Annotated in this window: 12 protein-coding genes; 4 read left to right on the top strand and 8 right to left on the bottom strand. The window is 57.8% G+C overall.

Features of this window, described 5'->3' with window-relative positions:
* Nucleotides 1-36 precede the first annotated feature (36 nt).
* Nucleotides 37-1,626, top strand: a complete 1,590-nt coding sequence (gene purH / locus ACLP2E_RS20840; RefSeq protein ID WP_442463939.1) for a bifunctional phosphoribosylaminoimidazolecarboxamide formyltransferase/IMP cyclohydrolase — start codon at nt 37-39, stop codon at nt 1,624-1,626.
* 69 nt (nt 1,627-1,695) lie between these two features.
* Here purH and ACLP2E_RS20835 read toward each other — a convergent pair whose 3' ends face one another.
* From ACLP2E_RS20835 to ACLP2E_RS20820, 4 genes are all read right to left on the bottom strand, one after another.
* The gene (locus ACLP2E_RS20835) at nt 1,696-2,703 is read right to left on the bottom strand and encodes an adenosine kinase (protein WP_442463940.1); all 1,008 of its coding nucleotides are present in this window, start codon (nt 2,701-2,703) and stop codon (nt 1,696-1,698) included.
* Nucleotides 2,704-2,768: 65 nt separating this feature from the next.
* On the bottom strand, nt 2,769-3,188 hold the full coding sequence (locus ACLP2E_RS20830) for a Smr/MutS family protein (RefSeq protein ID WP_442463941.1): 420 nt from the start codon (nt 3,186-3,188) through the stop codon (nt 2,769-2,771).
* Nucleotides 3,189-3,398: 210 nt separating this feature from the next.
* A complete protein-coding gene (mltA, locus tag ACLP2E_RS20825) occupies nt 3,399-4,316 on the bottom strand; it encodes a murein transglycosylase A (RefSeq protein WP_442463942.1) in 918 nt (305 codons plus the stop codon).
* A 278-nt stretch (nt 4,317-4,594) separates the two neighbouring features.
* Nucleotides 4,595-5,242 (bottom strand): Tim44/TimA family putative adaptor protein, encoded by a 648-nt coding sequence (locus ACLP2E_RS20820; RefSeq protein ID WP_442463943.1) that lies wholly within the window; start codon nt 5,240-5,242, stop codon nt 4,595-4,597.
* Between the two features lie 143 nt (nt 5,243-5,385).
* Here ACLP2E_RS20820 and ACLP2E_RS20815 point away from each other — a divergent pair, with 143 nt between their 5' ends.
* Both ACLP2E_RS20815 and secB read left to right on the top strand, forming a co-directional pair.
* A complete protein-coding gene (locus tag ACLP2E_RS20815) occupies nt 5,386-5,832 on the top strand; it encodes an FxsA family protein (RefSeq protein ID WP_442463944.1) in 447 nt (148 codons plus the stop codon).
* Nucleotides 5,833-6,039: 207 nt separating this feature from the next.
* Nucleotides 6,040-6,516 carry a protein-export chaperone SecB gene (gene secB, locus ACLP2E_RS20810; RefSeq protein WP_442463945.1) on the top strand — a complete coding sequence of 159 codons (477 nt, stop codon included), beginning with the start codon at nt 6,040-6,042 and terminating at the stop codon, nt 6,514-6,516.
* A gap of 65 nt (nt 6,517-6,581) precedes the next feature.
* Here secB and ACLP2E_RS20805 read toward each other — a convergent pair whose 3' ends face one another.
* The 3 genes from ACLP2E_RS20805 to ACLP2E_RS20795 all read right to left on the bottom strand — a co-directional run bounded on the left by ACLP2E_RS20805 (nt 6,582) and on the right by ACLP2E_RS20795 (nt 11,045).
* Complete coding sequence (locus ACLP2E_RS20805) at nt 6,582-7,529, bottom strand: GNAT family N-acetyltransferase (protein WP_442463946.1); 948 nt, start codon at nt 7,527-7,529, stop codon at nt 6,582-6,584.
* A gap of 151 nt (nt 7,530-7,680) precedes the next feature.
* Nucleotides 7,681-9,258, bottom strand: a complete 1,578-nt coding sequence (locus ACLP2E_RS20800) for an ATP-binding protein (protein ID WP_442466992.1) — start codon at nt 9,256-9,258, stop codon at nt 7,681-7,683.
* Between the two features lie 248 nt (nt 9,259-9,506).
* The gene (locus ACLP2E_RS20795) at nt 9,507-11,045 is read right to left on the bottom strand and encodes a YifB family Mg chelatase-like AAA ATPase (RefSeq protein WP_442467008.1); all 1,539 of its coding nucleotides are present in this window, start codon (nt 11,043-11,045) and stop codon (nt 9,507-9,509) included.
* A gap of 112 nt (nt 11,046-11,157) precedes the next feature.
* Here ACLP2E_RS20795 and ACLP2E_RS20790 point away from each other — a divergent pair, with 112 nt between their 5' ends.
* Nucleotides 11,158-12,090: an IS1595 family transposase gene (locus ACLP2E_RS20790; RefSeq protein ID WP_442463949.1), complete on the top strand. Its 933-nt coding sequence runs from the start codon at nt 11,158-11,160 to the stop codon at nt 12,088-12,090.
* Between the two features lie 136 nt (nt 12,091-12,226).
* Here the strand turns inward: ACLP2E_RS20790 and ACLP2E_RS20785 are convergent, their stop codons facing one another.
* A complete protein-coding gene (locus ACLP2E_RS20785; RefSeq protein ID WP_442466991.1) occupies nt 12,227-13,015 on the bottom strand; it encodes a DUF3800 domain-containing protein in 789 nt (262 codons plus the stop codon).
* Nucleotides 13,016-13,456 lie beyond the last annotated feature (441 nt).

Raw genomic sequence — 13,456 nt, 5'->3', positions numbered from 1 at the left:
TCCAGGGCAAAACCAAAAGACTTGAAGAGTAACCCCATGTCCGACATCCGCGCCATCAAACGTGCGCTGCTTTCTGTTTCCGACAAGACGGGACTGATCGATTTCGCCCAAGCTTTGTCCAAGCGCGGCGTCGAGCTCATTTCGACCGGCGGCACGCGCAAGGCCCTCGCCGAGGCCGGGCTGCCAGTCCTCGACGTAACCGACCTGACCGGTTTTCCCGAAATGATGGACGGGAGGGTCAAGACACTGCATCCGAAAGTGCATGGCGGCCTTCTGGCGATCCGCGAAAACCCCGAACATGAGGCGGCGATGCTGGCGCATGGAATCGAGCCGATCGATCTCCTCGTCGTCAATCTTTACCCCTTCGAGGCGACGATCGCGAAAGGCGCGGACTGGGACGAAGCCATCGAAAATATCGATATCGGCGGCCCCGCAATGATACGCGCCGCGGCAAAAAATCATCACGACGTGGCCGTCGTCGTCGATATAGCGGATTATTCGATGATCTTGAGCACGATGGACGCGAAAGCCGGCGCTCTCGACCTTGGGCTGCGCCAAAAACTCGCGCAAAAAGCCTATGCGCGCACCGCCGTTTACGATGCGACCATATCGAATTGGCTCGCCCGGGCTCTTGGCGAGCAGGCCCCGGAATTCCGCGCGGTTGGCGGTCGGCTGGCCGAACCGATGCGCTATGGCGAAAATCCGCATCAGACGGCCGGATTTTACAAGACCGGCGACGAGCGGCCAGGCGTCGCCACCGCGAGGCAAATTCAGGGCAAACAGCTGTCCTATAATAATGTCAACGACACCGACGCCGCGTTCGAACTCGTCGGCGAGTTCGACCCTGCGCGAACGGCCGCCGTGGCGATCGTCAAACACGCCAATCCTTGCGGCGTCGCCGAAGGCGCAACGCTGGTGGAAGCCTATCTGCGCGCGCAGTCCTGCGATCCCATTTCAGCTTTTGGCGGGATTGTCGCCCTGAACCGCAAACTTGACGTAGCCGCGGCAGCTGAAATCGTGAAAATCTTCACCGAGGTCATCATCGCCCCTGACGCCGACGAAGAGGCGATCGCGCTCGTCGCCGCAAAGAAAAATCTTCGCCTCTTGCTGACCGGCGGCTTGCCTGATCCTCGCTCTGCGGGTGTCGGCGTTCGCTCGGTTGCCGGCGGCCTGCTGTTTCAATCGCGCGACAACGCTGTCGTTGACGATATGACCTTGAAAGTCGTCACCCGGCGCGCGCCCACCGAACAGGAGCTGGCCGATCTGAAATTCGCCTTCCGCGTGGCCAAACATGTCAAGTCCAACGCCATCGTCTATGTCAAGGATGGCGCAACGGTGGGTATCGGCGCCGGTCAGATGAGCCGCGTCGATTCGTCGCGGATCGCTGCCTGGAAAGCGGCCGAGGCTGCGAAAGCGGCGGGCGCGGCCGAAAGCTGGGCCAAGGGTTCCGTCGTCGCCTCTGACGCCTTTTTTCCGTTTGCCGACGGTCTGCTCGCCGCCGCCGAGGCGGGCGCCACCGCCATCATCCAGCCGGGCGGCTCCATGCGCGATGACGAAGTGATCAAGGCTGCCGACGAGGCCGGTCTGGCTATGGTCATGACGGGACACCGCCACTTTCGCCACTAATGCCCCGACGATTGGCGACGGATTGGCGCGACCGATCCGTCATGTCTCCGGGGTCGAGTCCCTTTGCTTTCAAAGCATCTGGAGGTAGTCGCTCTGCTCAGCGAGTTGGGCTAGCCGGATCTCCGGTCGAGCGCCGAAATGCTGGATGATTTCGCTTGCGGCCAAGGCGCCAAGGCGCGCGCAGCGATCAAGCGCTTGGCCCTGTGTAAAGCCGGTCAGAAAACCGGCGGCGAAAAGGTCGCCGGCTCCGGTTGTATCGATCAGCTTGTCGATAGGGGCCGCGGGAACCTCATGGGTTTCCTGCCCTTTGACAACGATCGCGCCTTTTTCCGATCTCGTTACCGCCGCCAGAATTTTCTCCTGGCGCAGGGCGACGAGCGCCGCGTCGAAATCCGCGGTTTCATAAAGGGCGTGCAATTCCGATTCATTGGCGAACAGAATATCGACGACGCCTTCGCGGATCAGGCGCAAAAATTCCTGTTGATGGCGATCGACGCAGAATACGTCGGAAAGGGTCAGCGCGACCCGGCGTCCAGCGTCATGGGCGATGCGCGCCGCCTCGATGAAGGCTTTTTTCGCCGCTGGCGGGTCCCACAGGTAGCCTTCGAGATAAAGGATTTTCGACGCCGAGACGTCGTCGGCGTCGATGTCGTCGCAGGTCAAATTCTGGCACGCGCCAAGAAAAGTATTCATAGTCCTTTGCCCATCGGGCGTCACCAGGACGAGACAGCGCGCGGTCGCAGGGCCCGCCGACGCCGGCGGCGTCGAGAAATGGACGCCCGCCGCTTTGATGTCATGGGCAAAGGCATGACCTGCTTCGTCAGCCCGAACCTTGCCGACAAATGCCCCTTTTCCGCCGAAACTGGCCAATCCGGCGATCGTATTGGCCGCAGAGCCCCCGGAAACGATCGTCGTCGCGCCCATCGCATCATAAAGTGATTGCGCCTGCGCTTCGTCGACCAGTTGCATCGCACCCTTGCGGAGCTGAGCCTTGATCAGAAAATCGTCGTCCACCGGCGCGATCACATCGACAATCGCATTGCCGAGGCCAAGAACGTCGAATCGATGCGTAGCCATGGGATCTCCCGAGAATTCTCCGATCCGCCACATGCCCGCACGACATTGTCCAGTCAAGCCTTTCCTCAACCAGGCAAACGTCGGCGCAATCGGACATAAAGCGCGCCCGATCCGCCATGCGGCCGCGCCGCCTCCTCCACGCTAAGAACGATGGAGCGAAGCGACGACGCACGCAGCCATTGCGGCGCGTAGCGACGAAGCACGCCTCTCTCGCCGGCGCCAGCGTCACTCTGCGGATTGCCCTTGCCGGTGACGACCAGCACGATTTTCGCGCCAGATCCGGCAGCCCGCCAAAGGAAGGACTCAAGCGCCTGATGCGCCTGCGCCTGAGTAAGGCCATGCAGATCGATCACGTCGTCGACATCCGCCCTGCCGGAAGACAAACGCCTTTTCAGCCGGCGATCCAGGGGCGCGAGCGGCGTGAGGGCCGGGTTGAGCGGCGATTTGGTCCGCTGTAGCGCCGCTGAAGCGCCCGATTGCTCCAAAGGGTTTTTTTTGGCTGGAACTAATTCGGACATTGGCGGCGGAGAAGGCGACTCGGACTTGGGCAGTGGTTTTTTTACCCGCGGTTTCACATCGGCTGTGGCGTGGCGCCACAAGACCATCTCCTCCTGCGAAGGGAGCCGCATGCGTAAGGTGCGTTTCTTTTCAACGCCGCTTTTCATCGCCGAAATTCCATGGCGTCGTGCTGGCTTTCATTCCTTGGGCAAAAGCAGGAAGAATTGGCCATGATGGCGTGTTTCGCCCGCACGCACTCCGGCGGCGTCGCCCAGGCCGTAAAATATGTCCGCGCGCGCAGGCCCCACGATAGCCGAACCGGTATCTTGCGCAATCATTAGCCGTTGGAAGGATTCAAGCTCGGCGCCGCGCCAGGGCAAACGCGCATCGATATAGAACGGCAGGCCATAGGGCCAGATATGCGAATCGATGGCGATAGAGCGCAGCGGCGACAGCGCGACGCCGCCGCCGCCCAGAGGTTGTTTGCCCGCGTCCTTGTCGATGCTCGCGCTGAAAAAAACGTAGGACCGATTGAGGCGTAGCAATTCATCGCCAGCCTGCCCAGTTCCGAGGCCATTCTGGCGCAGCCAATCGATCAAACGGCGCATAGTCATTTCGGCTGGAGGCGCCACGCCGCGCTGAACCAAAACGCGGGCCAGCGCCGTATAAGGCTGACCATTGCGACCGGCAAAAGCCAAACGGAGAATCCGCCCGTCTGGCAGCCGAACCCGCGCCGAGCCTTGAACCTGCGCGAGGAAGAGATCCGCCTTGTCTTTGAGATAGACCACCTTCCTGACGCCTGGAACCTTGTCCAGCGCTCCGTCCTCGATAGCGCCGCGATCGGGATAGGGCGACAGACTTCCGTCCGATCGCCGTCGCGCGGCGGTCAATTCGGCGAGAACGCCAGTGCGATCCTTCACTGGCAGCGCGGTCAAATCCGGGGGCGGAGCGTAGACCGGCGTTGGAAAATCCGCGCTTTGGGAAAGCGAACCGGAAATTTCCGGCTGGTAATAGCCGGTAAAAAATGCATCAGGCGTTTTTTCGGCGATAATTCTGAACGGTTGAAATTGTCGTTCAAAGAACGCGCGGGGGTTTTTTGCGCTTTCTTCGGACATACCCGCCACGCAGGCTTTTTTGAGGGCGCTCGACCTGAGCGCCGAAACCGTTGCTGGCGAGTGCGGCGGAGTGGCGCAGGATGTCAGAAAAAGTCGCAAAGCTTCGCCGTGCTTGTCGGCTGCAAATCCAGGCAATTCGCCAAAGCTGACAGCTTCAAGTCGGTAAGGCGGCTCGTCCGCTCGGCAGCGCACTACAAAGCTTGCGCAGACGTAGCCGAACATAACGCAGCTTGTGAGAATACGAGCGGTCTTTATGGCAGCTAGGCGCGGGTGCGTGATCATTGAGCGGGAGAAGTTGCAACCAAGGTCCAATTCGGTCCGCTCGCGTCGTTGCGCCGGGCGAAGGTCCAGACGTCGACGATGTTGGACGGCCTTGTTGGGTCGCCTTCGATCACAGCGCCATTCTTGTCGTGTGTGACGGTGATGAATTGTGAATCGAATCGGACGGCGATCAGGCCACTGCCGCGCTCAACCCGCGCCTCGACGATCTTGACCGAGTTGAAACCCACAAAAGTCGTCTCCAAAGTTTCTCCGCTGCGGCTGCGCTCTTCCAATGCGCCCTTGAAGCTGGCGAAAACTTCGTCGCTGGTCAGGGAATGCAGCGCGGCTTCGTCGCCGCGCGAAAATGCTTGCACCACCATTTCATAGGCGGAGGAGGCGCCGTCCAGAAAGGGACGAGGCGCAAAGCCAGGCTGCGCGCGCGCAATATCGTCGAGCCCTGTCCATGCCTGACTTCCGCGCTCGGCGAAATCCGCCCAACGTTCATCATTGGCCCCGGACGGTTGCGGCGGCGCCGCCGGAAACGGAGCTGGGCCATCGTTGCGCTTGTTCTCAAATCCGCTCCGTTCACCCAGGACCGAACGGAGCCTCCACAGGACGAAAAGCGCCAGAAAGGCAAAAATGATCATCGCCGGGTCAAGTTGCATGGCGTCGCCTCGAAATGTCGTTCGGGACCGCTATTGCGCAGGGGAGCCCGTCCGACCATATTGTTCGCGTCGATGGGTAACATCGACGCGCGGCGCCAGCAAGGACGCCTCTTCAGCTGATGGTATCGGATAGGAACCGCTAGATGATCCTTCCGGCTCACTTTATTTTCGGATTTTGCGCCTGGCTGGGATTGGAATTCGCTGCTTTCATCGCCGTAGTTCAAAATATTGGCTTCAGCGGCGCCTTGCTGCTCGGCCTCGCGACGTCGCTCGCCGGATTCGCGTTGATGCGCCAAACCGGTCGGGGAGCTTGGGAACATTTGCGTTCCTCCATTTCCGGCGCGGGGAGCCCGCAGGGCGACATCGTCGACGGCCTGATTCGCGCACTTGCCGCCATTTTACTCATTCTTCCGGGCTTCGTTTCAGACTTGGTCGGTCTTGCCCTCGCCGCTCCATCCGTCCGGCAAATATTGGCGCGTCGGTTCGGAGCCTCTTGGGGCGCCACTGCTTCCGTTCATCGCCGGGGGCGCCCTGAGATTGTCGAACTCGCGCCTGGAGAATGGGTTTCCCATGATCCAGTGCGACGGTGATTTCGGCAAGCCGTTGGACGCGGAAAACCTTTCTCGTTGCTTGTTTTTTGCTGGCGTTTCGTGCTACCGGGCAGCGGGGTTTTGTTCGGGTCGGACATGGCTTCGGCTTGCACTTTCCCCGCAAGTCGAAGCTTTGGGCGTCGCCATATTTGACAAAGCCTAGGTGGTCTTTCAGTCCGCCATCCCAAGAATTCGCAGGAGATTTTGATGACTGATGCCAACGGCGGACAGAACAGCGGCGCGCCGGCGCTGAACTGCCTGGTGCAATATTGCAAGGATCTTTCGTTCGAAAATCCCAATGCGCCGCGCTCGCTCGGCCCCCAGGAAGGAGGCCCGAACATTTCCATCCAGGTTAATGTCAACGCCAAACAGCTTGCGGAAAAAGACTTCGAGGTGGAAGTGCTTCTCGAAGGCTCGGCCGGAGAGGGCGCCAATGTTCTTTTCAAATTCGAGCTGACTTATTCGGGCGTGTTCCGGTTAGTGAACATCCCGGAGGAACAGAGTCACCCGGTGGTGATGATCGAATGCCCACGCTTGCTATTCCCCTTCGCTCGCCAGATCGTCGCGGACGCCGTGCGAAATGGTGGCTTCCCACCGCTTTATCTCGATCCCATCGATTTCGCGGCTCTCTATACGCAGCGCATGCAGCAAGCCCAGGCGACCCAGCCTCAACATCTATCCTGAAGATTTTCAGATCAGCAAAAAAACCCGCCTTGCCGCGGGTTTTTTTTTATTTTAGCTCGGAATGCTCAGGCCACTTTGCGGGCTAAATCGTCCGGGCTGCCAAAATACTCGATGTAGCGCCCTTCGATTTCGTTGATCGGCATGACGACGAACACGTCCGTCACCCCAAATTGACGATCGATCACCGCGCCTTCGCCAAATTTGGCGCCAACGCGCATATAGCCTTTAACGAGAGGCGGCAGAGAGGCCAGGGCGCGCTTGACGTCGACCTCGTTCGCAGCCATCCGGTCCATAGAGGTGAATTTGTTCGGCAACGGCCGCACCCGCCACTGCGCGTCGGCTTTGGCGTGATGAAAGAGAAAACTCAGTTGTGGCGCCAGTTTGACGGGATCGATCCCTTCCAGACTGGCGCAACCGATCATCGCATCGATGCGGTAGTGTTTGACATAAGTCCAGATGCCGCGCCAAAGCATTTCAATGGTTCGCTTGCCGCGATAATCTGCTAGAACGCACGAGCGGCCCAGTTCAAGGAAACGTGACTTCGGGTGCTGGGCGAGCAACGGTCCGATATCGAATTCCTGCGCGCTGTAAAAGCCGAAATTGGCCTGTGCCACTTCCTGTCGCAATAATCGGTACGCGCCAACAACACGGGGTTTGATCTTGCCGAAACGATTTCGCGCGGCATGGTCGATGACCAGCAGATGGTCGCAGACTTTGTCGAAGCGGCAAATATCGCGCCGAACGAGCGCGGTCGCGCCATCCGGCGTGGCGCCGCCTTCCTCAAAAAAAACATGAAAGCGTAATTTCTGCGCCTTGCGGATTTCGGATTTTTTCGTCGCAAGACGGAGTTCGAGCGAACCGGACCGACCCAACGAGGGGCCAAGGCCGGAATGCGAAAATTTGGGCGCCCAGCCGCCGAAAGGCCGTATTCCGTGCGGAATGTTCTGTCGGCTTCTCTTGGGCAGCCAGTGAATTTTCGACGACAGACCCGCAATGACGGCCAATCCGCTCATGCAACACTTCCTCGAATGACGGTAGCCTCGGCATTCATTCTCGCATAACGCCGAATCGTCCTCCAAGCCGGAGGCGTCCCTGTAAAAGGGCGTTTTGCAGAAATAAAGCAATCTCGATACGAAAATATGACAAAGTCATTTGCAGAAATATTTACTTGGCCGCGAATCGATCCTTCGGAATGATGGCGTCGACCATTGCGTCGAGATCCACCGGCTTGGTCAAAAAATGGTTCAGACCCGCGTCGAGCGCCGCCTGTCTATCCTCGTCGAAAGCATTGGCGGTCATGGCGATCATGCGCGTCGGCGACGTTCCTTCCCTCGCCTCGGCGGCACGCACAAGCCGCGCCGCCGCCAAGCCATCTAGCCTCGGCATTCGTATATCCATCAAGACCGCGTCGAACCGGCCGCCTTTGCCTCGGATCGCCTCGCCAGCCAATGTTACGGCCTCGACGCCATCATGAGCGCGCACCATTTCAGCACCCAAGCGGCGCAGATGTCGCTCTACCAAAAGCGCATTCACGTCATTGTCTTCCGCCAGCAGAATTCGGCGCCCCTCAAGGCGGCTCCCGGCCGAGATGATCGGAGAAGCCTCCCCGCCTTGGCGCAAGGCCATAGGTTTCAAATAGAGTCTTGTGTGGAGGGATTCGAGCCGAACCGGCTTAACCAGCCACCCGTCGAAATTATGGACGATGGCTTCGCCAAACGCGCGCCGCTCGAAAGGGGAAAAAAGCGCGAGACTTTTTCCGGCGCCCGCTGCGCGTGCGGCGACTGCGAGACGTTGGGTGGCCGCTTCGCCGAAGGCGCAATCGACTATAACCAGATCTGGGGCTGTTCGACTTAACGCTTTGATTGCTTCGGCCTCGTCCTCTTCGCGCGCGACTTTAGCGCCAAGTTCGACCAGACGCCGACTCAAATAGGGAGCGCCGAACGGCGACGCGGCGATAACGAGCGCGGACTTGCCACGCAGGTCATTTTTAAAATCGCGGATTTGATCGTCAGGCGCGCAGGGCAGGTCGATCGTGAAAGCAAAAATGCACCCGTCCTGCTCCGCCCGTTCCAGCCGCAAGTCGCCGCCCATCAATGCGACGAGGCGACGCGAAATTGTCAGACCAAGGCCCGTGCCCTCATGTTGCCGCGACAGCGACCCGTCGGCCTGTTCGAATTCCTGAAAAATAGACTGTCGTTGTTCGAGCGGAACACCGGGGCCTGTGTCGGAGACCGAAAATAGAAGCCCTGCCGCGGCGCGAAATTCTACGCGCAAGCCAACGCCACCGCTTTGCGTGAATTTGACGGCGTTGCCTGCCAAATTGAGGAGAACCTGGCCCAGGCGAACGGAATCGCCGACCACCATGCGTGGCGCCTCCGGATCGACCCAACTCGCGATCTCAATTCCCTTGCCCTGGGCGCGTGGCGCCAAAAGTTCGGCAACGCCTTCGACCAAAGCCGGCAAATCGAATGGCGCCGATCCTAGTTCGAGCTTGCCGGCCTCGATCTTGGAAAAATCAAGAATTTCGTTGATCAACAACGAGAGCGACGCGCCTGAAGCACGGATAGTTTCGAGATAGTATGATTGCTCGGCGGTCAGAGGTGTCGAGGAAAGAACTTCGGTCATGCCCAAAATGCCGTTCAAAGGCGTGCGAAACTCATGGCTGACCGTCGCAAGAAAACGCGATTTTGCTTCGCTGGCCGCTTCCGCCTTGTCCAGTGCGATCGTCGTCGCGGACTTCAATTTCCGAATTTCGTCAAGCAGACGCTCTTGCTCCGCTTCCGCGTGTTTCTGCTCCCGACGGGCTTTATGAATAAGAAAAGCCGACAAGCCGACTGCGCCAAACATGATGACCGCTAGGAGGAAGCTGACCGTTGTCATCAACGACATGGAAAATACAACGATTGCTTGAAAGATGGACGTAAATCCGAGGCCTCGCCGTATGGCGACTTCATTCCATCCTAATGCCGATCGCTGAACGTTTCGTTGCTTCAGGCTGCCCTGTTATTGCGATCGGAAGCGGGGCGGTAGGATAGAGCTTCAGCCAGATGCGGCCGCAAGACATGTGGCGCGGCCTGCAAATCCGCGATGGTGCGGGCCAGCTTGAGAATGCGGTGAAAGCCCCGCGCAGAAAGGCGCAGCCGGTCCGACGCGTCGCGTACAAGATTACGACCTGCATCGTCCAGTTGAACAACCTGTTCGACCAGAGCGGCAGAAGCAGCGGCATTGCATGAGATATTTGGCTGGCCAAGGCGATGATAACGATCGCGCTGAATCTCCCGCGCCGCAGCGACCCGCGCCGCCACTTCCTCCGATCCTTCCGAGGGCGCGGGCAGGATGAGGTCCGAAGCGCGGATGGCGGCGACTTCAAGATGAAGGTCGATCCGGTCGAGCAACGGACCGGATAGTCGCGTCTGATAAGCCTGCTCGCAACTTTTCGGGTCGCCCCGGCGACAGGAATATCCTGACTCTTGCGCGTGGCCGCAGCGGCAGGGATTCATCGCGGCGATCAATTGGAACCGCGCTGGATAGACACATCGGTGGTTTGCGCGGGCGATAGCGACCTCGCCAGTTTCCAGAGGTTGACGAAGCGCATCAAGCGCCTGCGCCTGAAATTCTGGCAGTTCGTCAAGAAATAAAACGCCGTTATGCGCCAATGAAATTTCGCCGGGCCGTGCGCGCGAGCCTCCTCCCACTAGGGCGGGCATCGAGGCGGAATGATGCGGCGCCCGGAAAGGACGCCGGTCCGTGAGTTCTCCGCCCGCCAAAGCCCCGGCAACGGAATAAATCATTGAGACTTCCAACAATTCCCGCGGCGTCAGCGGTGGCAAAATTGAGGGAAGGCGGGCCGCTAACATGCTCTTTCCGGCGCCGGGCGGCCCGTTGAAAAGCAGATTGTGCCCGCCTGCCGCCGCAATTTCGAGGGCACGCTTGGCGCTTTCCTGGCCCTTGATGTCGCGCAGATCCGTCAGTTCTCGGCTTGCAGCGCGAATGGCTGGCGCGGGACGCGAAAGAACCTGCGTGCCGTGGAAGTGGTTGGCCAGCTGAATCAGTGATCGCGGCGCCAGAATCGGAATATCGCTCGATGCCCAGGCGGCTTCGGGTCCGCATTCGGCGGGACAAATAAGGCCGCGTCCACGCGCATTCGCCGCAACGGCCGCGGGTAGCACGCCCGCCACCGGACTGAGAGTTCCATCCAGCGCCAGTTCGCCAAGCACCGTGAAGCCATCCAGAGCATCGAAAGGTATCGCGCCGATCGCCGCCATCACCCCCAAGGCAATAGGCAAATCGTAATGACTGCCTTCCTTCGGCAGATCTGCCGGCGCAAGATTGACGGTAATGCGTTTGGGGGGAAGAGCCAGGCCGGATGCCACCAGCGCCGAGCGAACCCGCTCGCGTGATTCGGCGACCGCCTTGTCGCCTAAGCCGACAACATTGAATACTACGGTGCCGTTGGAAATCTGCACTTGCACATCGACGGGCCGCGCTTCTACTCCCTCGAAAGCCACCGTCGATACGCGTACGACCATTTTCCCTCTCCCGAGCGTAGGCTTGAGCTTATTGAACGGCGCTAACCTTGGGCAATTATGTACTTTACAAACCACATGGCTTGAGCTAGAGTTATGACATGGAGTTAAGCCCATGTCTGTCCTGTCGAAGCCCTATTTTCACGATGAAGCCGCAGCCTTCGCCCACCTTGAAGGCGTTTTGTGGCCGGAAGGTCCGGTTTGCCCCCATTGTGGCAGCGTGAGCGGCAAGCATTACGATCTGCGCAAAACCCGCCTTGGCCTTCGCAAGTGCTCGGACTGCCGCAAGCAGTTCACCGTCAAGGTCGGAACGGTTTTCGAATCGGCGCATATCCCGCTGAACAAGATGCTTCAGGCTGTGTATCTGATGACTTCCTCCAAGAAGGGCATCAGCGCGCACCAGCTTCACCGCGTTCTGGAGGTCACGTACAAGTCGGCTTGGTTCCTGGCCCATCGCATCCGCGAAGCCATGCGCTCGGGCGATCTGTCCCCTTTAGGCAGCCTTGGCGGCACGGTTGAGGTTGACGAAACCTACATTGGCCGCGTCGAGGGCGTTCCGAAGCAGCGTTCCGGCGGCGCGCACAAGAACATTGTCTTGACGCTGGTGGAGCGCGGCGGTTCGGCTCGCTCTTTCCATGTCGATAGCACGTCCATTGCCGACATTATCCCGGTTGTGAAAGAGAACATCGTCCGCGAAACGGCGATCATGACCGACACCGCCAGCACCTATAAAAACATGAATAAAGAAGGTCACTTCGCCAGCCACGACACCGTGAACCATATCAAAGACGAATATGTCCGCCGCGAAGGTGAAAAGGTCATTACTACCAATACGGTGGAGGGCTTTTTCTCGATCTTCAAGCGCGGCATGAAGGGCGTCTATCAGCACTGCGGAGAAAAGCACCTTCACCGTTATCTGGCTGAGTTCGACTTCCGGTATTCGAACCGGTCTGCGCTCGGTTGCGAAGATGGCGAACGCACCTCCCGCGCGCTGGGTGGAGTGAAAGGCAAGCGTCTTAAATATTGCCAGTCACCTTGTGCACAATAAAAAATCTCCTTGACTCTTGAAAGAATCGACCGATTCGGGTAGAATCAGCTTAATTCGATTGATAAGCCAGTGGCGAATCATGAGAAGGGAGATCGTAAATGCGCGATCGCCGGGGGCTTTAGGCCCCCGTCTTCGTTTATGGGAGCCATTTTAGGCCGTAGCCGTCAATTCTGAAGGTTCTCGGGTCTCGCCTGTATTTTTTATCAATCAGCATCTTGGCAATCTTAGTGCCGAAGTCCTCTGGATGAGGCACCCCTTCTCGTTCAAAGCGCATATGCCGTGCGCTAGGATGCGCAAGTAAGTCAGCGATTTGAAGACCTGCGATATTCGCTGTTTTCGGTTTCATCATAATGTCTTTCGACAGGAGAACGCGACGGATCGATCTCCCATTCATATTTTCTGTGCCGGTTTCGTAAATATTTGCAAATGAGGCTTTAAGCTTTTTATCGGAATTTTTATTCCTTGCTTCAATCATAACGTCACCTTTTAACTTGTTATATTGAAGATAAAGAGCATATCTTTCAATCATGCACCTTAAGCAATAATGATATGGGTCGAAATGCCATATATTATAATTTTCTAAATGTGCTTGCTTGTCAATTTGAATGGTAATAACACGATAGCTAAATTTCTCTAAAGAAGCGAATAACTCATAATTGAATTCATCAAGAACACTATTCTTATGCAAAACAGAAAACGGCCCTTCTTTCCTCATTATCTCCCTTCTATGAAGAACAACGGGAATTTGAGGAGTGTGGCCAAATAATCTATGTTTTAGGCTGTCGATTTCTGGTTGGATAACTTTCTCATGAATATCTGTCCGGGTGAGGACGCCGGTAAGCGAAAGAAATCGAACGTTTGGGTCTTTTGCGGCTCCTTTTAGGTCGCCGTTCCCCACCTCGTCGATATAAAGGCGAAATTTCATGAGAAAAAGCGCTCAGTTTGCGATAGAGTGTTCGGTCATGACGAGATCGCCAAAACGGACAAACATCGACGCGCAACTTGCAACGTTTATTGACGCTGCGCGTCAATTAGGCTGTGACGAATCGGAGACTAGCTTTGATGCGGCCCTAAAGAAAGTGGGTGCGCATAGGCCGGCGAGCGATCCGCCTCCAGCCAAAAAGCCAGAGATGAAAAAACCCGCCAAGTAGGCGGGTTTTGTGCGTTAGGGAGACGAATTGATCGAGTTATTCAATTTTGATCAATTATGGGTTGCTCAGCCACGATCACGCGCCGAATCTATGCAGATACCCATTGTGTATTCCGCTATTGCAACATTCGAGAGCGGCCCATCTTTGATGCTGTCCCAATTCTGGCGCGCAGAATTAACGTCATAACTACGCCTTTTGAAGCTTTCTTTCAACAT

Source organism: Rhodoblastus sp. (assembly GCF_052145335.1).
In the GTDB taxonomy this organism is placed as follows: Bacteria; Pseudomonadota; Alphaproteobacteria; order Rhizobiales; family Beijerinckiaceae; genus Rhodoblastus.
This window is presented reverse-complemented; position numbering and strand designations above follow the sequence as displayed.

Coding starts and splice junctions, on each gene's coding strand:
- purH (WP_442463939.1), top strand. CDS start 37: ATGTCCGACATCCGCGCCATCAAACGTGCGCTGCTTTCTGTTTCCGAC.
- ACLP2E_RS20835 (WP_442463940.1), bottom strand. CDS start 2,703: ATGGCTACGCATCGATTCGACGTTCTTGGCCTCGGCAATGCGATTGTC.
- ACLP2E_RS20790 (WP_442463949.1), top strand. CDS start 11,158: ATGTCTGTCCTGTCGAAGCCCTATTTTCACGATGAAGCCGCAGCCTTC.
- ACLP2E_RS20815 (WP_442463944.1), top strand. CDS start 5,386: ATGATCCTTCCGGCTCACTTTATTTTCGGATTTTGCGCCTGGCTGGGA.
- ACLP2E_RS20805 (WP_442463946.1), bottom strand. CDS start 7,529: ATGAGCGGATTGGCCGTCATTGCGGGTCTGTCGTCGAAAATTCACTGG.
- secB (WP_442463945.1), top strand. CDS start 6,040: ATGACTGATGCCAACGGCGGACAGAACAGCGGCGCGCCGGCGCTGAAC.
- ACLP2E_RS20820 (WP_442463943.1), bottom strand. CDS start 5,242: ATGCAACTTGACCCGGCGATGATCATTTTTGCCTTTCTGGCGCTTTTC.
- ACLP2E_RS20795 (WP_442467008.1), bottom strand. CDS start 11,045: ATGGTCGTACGCGTATCGACGGTGGCTTTCGAGGGAGTAGAAGCGCGG.
- mltA (WP_442463942.1), bottom strand. CDS start 4,316: ATGTCCGAAGAAAGCGCAAAAAACCCCCGCGCGTTCTTTGAACGACAA.
- ACLP2E_RS20785 (WP_442466991.1), bottom strand. CDS start 13,015: ATGAAATTTCGCCTTTATATCGACGAGGTGGGGAACGGCGACCTAAAA.